The 4,538-nt window shown below is 35.0% G+C and carries 5 protein-coding genes; 1 reads left to right on the top strand and 4 read right to left on the bottom strand.

Annotated features, from left to right (window positions below; genetic code table 11):
• Positions 1-141 precede the first annotated feature (141 nt).
• Positions 142-1,053 carry an MBL fold metallo-hydrolase gene (locus tag H6F32_RS20045; RefSeq protein WP_190371029.1) on the top strand — a complete coding sequence of 304 codons (912 nt, stop codon included), beginning with the start codon at positions 142-144 and terminating at the stop codon, positions 1,051-1,053.
• Positions 1,054-1,221: 168 nt separating this feature from the next.
• On the opposite strand, the gene H6F32_RS20040 is transcribed toward H6F32_RS20045, so the two are convergent.
• The 4 genes from H6F32_RS20040 to H6F32_RS20025 all read right to left on the bottom strand — a co-directional run.
• On the bottom strand, positions 1,222-2,268 hold the full coding sequence (locus H6F32_RS20040; protein WP_190371028.1) for an anthranilate phosphoribosyltransferase family protein: 1,047 nt from the start codon (positions 2,266-2,268) through the stop codon (positions 1,222-1,224).
• Between the two features lie 51 nt (positions 2,269-2,319).
• The gene (locus tag H6F32_RS20035) at positions 2,320-3,255 is read right to left on the bottom strand and encodes a LysR family transcriptional regulator (RefSeq protein WP_190371027.1); all 936 of its coding nucleotides are present in this window, start codon (positions 3,253-3,255) and stop codon (positions 2,320-2,322) included.
• Positions 3,256-3,479: 224 nt separating this feature from the next.
• The gene (locus H6F32_RS20030; protein WP_190371026.1) at positions 3,480-3,917 is read right to left on the bottom strand and encodes a ubiquinol-cytochrome c reductase iron-sulfur subunit; all 438 of its coding nucleotides are present in this window, start codon (positions 3,915-3,917) and stop codon (positions 3,480-3,482) included.
• Positions 3,918-4,024: 107 nt separating this feature from the next.
• Positions 4,025-4,538 (bottom strand): IS607 family transposase (locus H6F32_RS20025; RefSeq protein WP_190371025.1); only part of this gene is annotated, 514 nt, incomplete at its 5' end.

The raw sequence follows: 4,538 nt of genomic DNA, 5'->3' as shown, positions 1-4,538 counted from the left end.
GCAGCGACTCTTGGAGGTACATAATTTACTGTCATCTGATAGCTAAGTTTTTTACTTGTTCTATCATACCACAGGATGTCTAGCTATGTATAGTATGTCTTGGTAATTTACTTTCTATCTTTAACTCTAATTTTGAAGACAATGGCAAGTTTTGATCTATCCAACTCCCAAATCTGCATCACCGATGAACCCGGCACAATACTCGGTAATCAATCTGACCAGTATCATAATCAGTTTAAAGTCCGCTTCTGGGGTGTACGGGGTTTAATTCCTACTCCCACTAGTTGTAACATTCGTTATGGTGGTAACACTAGTTGTATAGAAATATTTGTAGGTGGACAACGTTTGATTTTTGATGGTGGTACGGGTTTACGTATTCTCGGCCGCAGTTGGCAAAAAATAGATAAACCTTTAGAAGCACATTTATTTTTTACTAATTCTCAATCAAATCGTATTCAAGGTTTCCCATTTTTTGCTCCAGCATTTATTCCTGATAATTGTTTTCATATTTATGGAACTGCTGCTTCTAATGGTGCATCAATTAAACAATGTCTTTGTAATCAAATGCTGCAACCTCATTTTCCCTACCCTTTACAAGTAATGCAGTCAAATTTGAGGTTTTATAATATCAATGCTGGTAAATTCATTGAAGTCCATGATGTGAAAGTAAAAACTCAATTGGTTAATAAAAATCAACATTCTATGGGTTATAGAATTAGCTGGAAAGGTTATAATGTTGTTTATGCTACAGATGTACATAGAATCATTAATTCACAAGAACAAACAAGAATTTTAGAAATAATTGAAAATGCTGATTTATGGATTACAAATGCTATCTATACTCCCTTAAATGCTCATCAACATGAACCAGCGGAATCTAGTTGGAAAATATCTGTAAAATTAGCACAAATGGCCAAGGTCAAACAATTAATTATATCTCAACATCATCCTGATGACGATGATAATTATCTTGATAAAATGCAAGATCAAATTAAGTCTATTTTCCCCCATGCTTCATTAGCTTGTGAAGGTATGATTCTATCTGTTAATTAATAGATGATGTGCGAAGTCCTAAGTGCGAAGTGAAAATTATTTCTTGTAATTACTAAGCTAATGTGCAGCACTCACTGTATAATTAAAAGACCTGAAGTTACAGTAGCACAAGCATCTTGCTTGTATTAATTATTCAAGTTAAAAGCACAACAGCTTACTTGCTAATTACTAAAATTGCAACATTTTCTCTAATTGTGCAGCTACCTTACCACTAATCAACAGTTCCCTAGCCTGTTCTATGCCACTGTGGATATTAGAACAAATTCCACTATGCCATAAATAAAATCCTCCATTCCATATAGCTGTTTCCATTAATTCACAAGATTCTCCCTTTAACACTTTTTTTAGATTTTTAATTAGTTCTTCTGTGGTAATAAGGGGAACATTTTGGTTTGTAAAACCATAGTTAGTAGATGAGAGAAATAATCTCTGTAATTCTTTCGGTAATTGTTGATTTATCGCCGAAGAAAAACTAATAATAGCTGTGCGATCGCATGGTAGATCACAACTTCCTTCTAATCCTTTAATGAAGGTATATTTTTGGACATTATGTAAATCTAAAGCATCTTTAAAAATATTTTCTGTCGGTGGATGTACAAACCCTGCCATAATATGACTATCTCCAGTATAGGGGCACCAAATTAATTCCATTGTTGCTAAAGGTGGACGTTTTCCTAGTTGTTCTCGATATTGCCAAAGTGTTTTAGTTATGGAAAAATGATCAGGTGTGTAAATAAAACCAAGATTAGTTTTGGCAAATATTTCTTGAGTTTGTGCTAGAGATAAATTTCGCCAATTTACACCTAAATTATGCCAAATTTCTATTAAAGGTAATCCATATTTTGTGGGATAGCGATCGCCTCCGTGCATAATTACTGGTTGTCCAGTACTGGCTAATAATAAAGCAGTAATAATGTTAATTGGTGCTGTGCGAGTTCTACCATCATAGGGCATACCCAAAACGATGACAGTTTTATTATTAATTGGTGTTAATTTTGGTCCTAATTCCTGATAAGCATCTAACATTCCTGCTAATTCTTCACCTGTGGGGCGTTTCATGCGATGAGCTATTAAAAAAGCACCTATTTGCACTGGAGTTGCTTGACCTAATAACATCATTTTCATGGCGGTATAAGCCTCAGCACGGGTTAAATTTTTGGAAGTATGAGTTCCACTACCCACTTTTTGGATAAGTTCTCTAAATATTTTGTTCATATTCTTGGAATGTAATTAATTGACAATTGATCATTATTTTCTTCCTGACTGTCAGCTATTACCTACATTTGTTAGCTGAAAACAAATATTTTCTAATACTAATTGCCAAAAATGTTGAATGGGAGGAATTTGTAAACGATCTTGGGTTGTCACCATAACTACTCGACGGTGGAAATTAGAATTGTCTAATAAATTATGATTTGCTAAAGAACGAACTGCAAGAGTGGGATCATTTTTAGCTTCTATTAGTGCAGAATGGGGCAATAAAGCAATTAATTCTCCTTGACGAACTATGGCTCGAAAAGCATCTAAGGTATTGACTTCCAATACTGCTTGTAATTGTGCATTTAGTTCGGTAAATTTATCTTGAATTAAACGCTGCATTCCATAACCATCTTTAAAAACTACTTGGGGATAAATAATTAATTCTGACCAAGGAATAGATGTAAACTTGGCTAGGGGATGATTAGCAGATGTTAATACTTCTATGGGTTCATCGTATAATGTTTGTACTACCATTTCTTTGCCAGTAATTAAGAAACGATTGTGCATAACAATTGCTAAGTCTACTAAACCATCTTTCAGAACTTTTAGAGAGCGATCGCTACCTAATGATGTTACTCTCAATTGTACTTCTGGATATTTATGGCAAAATTTTTGTAATACTGGAGGTAAATAAGAAGCGCAGATCGAATGAATAGCGGCAACACATAATTCAGGCTGTTTTCCTATCATTAAATCTGTTAATTCTTGGGTAGCAATTTCCCATTCTTGACAAATTTTACGCACTCGCGGTAATAGTCTTTCTCCACCTAAAGTTAATTTGGCGTGACTTGTTCTATAGAATAATTCTACACCCACATCCGTCTCTAGTGCTTGAATTTGTCTACTGATAGTAGACTGGGTAACACCACATTTTTTTGCTGCTTGTTGAAAACTGCCTGTTTGCGCGATCGCCAAAAAGGCTTGTAACTGCTCTATACGCATAGGTAACAGGAATTACATTCCTAATTCTAATAATTAACAACTTGATTCTTTAATTTTAGTAGATTATGATACAAAATTTTGTTAACATTTCTGATATAGCTCTCAGGAGTTGGTAATTGGGTAAAATATAATTTTCCTCAATACTTCACCAATAGCGTGCTGTGACGTATGCCCACAGCACCTATGCTCAAGTCATGGCTTCTCCTGAGTTCAGGTAAGGGTAGCTATACTGACAGCACGAAAACCGCACCAGCTTCAATTTTCACTTGATAAGTTTTTAAAGGCTTATTAGCCGGTCCATTTTGCACCTTACCATTGCTGGCAAACTTCGCGCCGTGACAAGGACAAGCAAATTCACTATTTTTTGTGTTCCATTCCACTGTACAACCTTGATGAGTACAGTTAGGTTTGACCGCAATCAAATTTTTAGGTTTTTTGGATGTTCCTACCACTAATAGCGCACCAATGGGAGAATTTTCTACTAATAACTGCCCCGTTTTATCTAATTCTGTCACTGTTCCCACTTTTTGCCACTTCTTAGTAGTCTTAGATGTAGTAGCTGCAAAGGTGGTATCTTCTGACGTAAAAGCTGCTAGTGCTACGGGTAAAGAACTAGCTAATAAACCTAAGCCTACCCAATTGAAAAATTCACGACGTTTCATAAATGTGTAATTAGTTGTTTGCCTGTAACTTGTAACTATTACTGATTATTACCTATGGATTTTACTGCTATATAAAACCTAGACAAAACTAGACTTTACTTTCTACTTCAATGGGACTGTATTTCTTTATTGTCTAAGTTTGAAACACTTTGTATAGGTTGGTCAATGGCATTCTTGAGATGATCTTTGATTTCTTTGGAGTAATTTCTCAATCCGTACAACCGACAAGAAAAGCAGTGAATAATTGCCATTAGGTCTTCTACTAATTCTTGTTGGGGTGACAAAGATTCCTGGTTTGCAACTATGATCTGACACCCAACAGAAATTGCTAATTCCATAATAAAATCAAAAGTAAACCGACACATCCTGTCTTTATGCGCTACGACTATTGTTGATATTTCACCTTTAAGCATTGAAAGCATAATTGATAAAAATTTTTTCCTTTTAAAATTTAATCCACCTCCAATTTCTGAGATCCACTCATCAACAGCTAATCCGCGATTCAAACAGAATGTTTCCATCGCAGATATTTGGTTTTTAAGTTCAGGTTTTTGACTACTAGAAGAGACTCGGCAATAAACAACCACTTTTCGTTTTGACTCTATAGGTTTTAACCCTTGA

It is taken from the genome of Anabaena sp. FACHB-1237 (assembly GCF_014696225.1).
Taxonomy (GTDB): domain Bacteria; phylum Cyanobacteriota; class Cyanobacteriia; order Cyanobacteriales; family Nostocaceae; genus FACHB-1237.
This window is presented reverse-complemented; position numbering and strand designations above follow the sequence as displayed.

Coding starts and splice junctions, on each gene's coding strand:
- H6F32_RS20045 (WP_190371029.1), top strand. CDS start 142: ATGGCAAGTTTTGATCTATCCAACTCCCAAATCTGCATCACCGATGAA.
- H6F32_RS20040 (WP_190371028.1), bottom strand. CDS start 2,268: ATGAACAAAATATTTAGAGAACTTATCCAAAAAGTGGGTAGTGGAACT.
- H6F32_RS20035 (WP_190371027.1), bottom strand. CDS start 3,255: ATGCGTATAGAGCAGTTACAAGCCTTTTTGGCGATCGCGCAAACAGGC.
- H6F32_RS20030 (WP_190371026.1), bottom strand. CDS start 3,917: ATGAAACGTCGTGAATTTTTCAATTGGGTAGGCTTAGGTTTATTAGCT.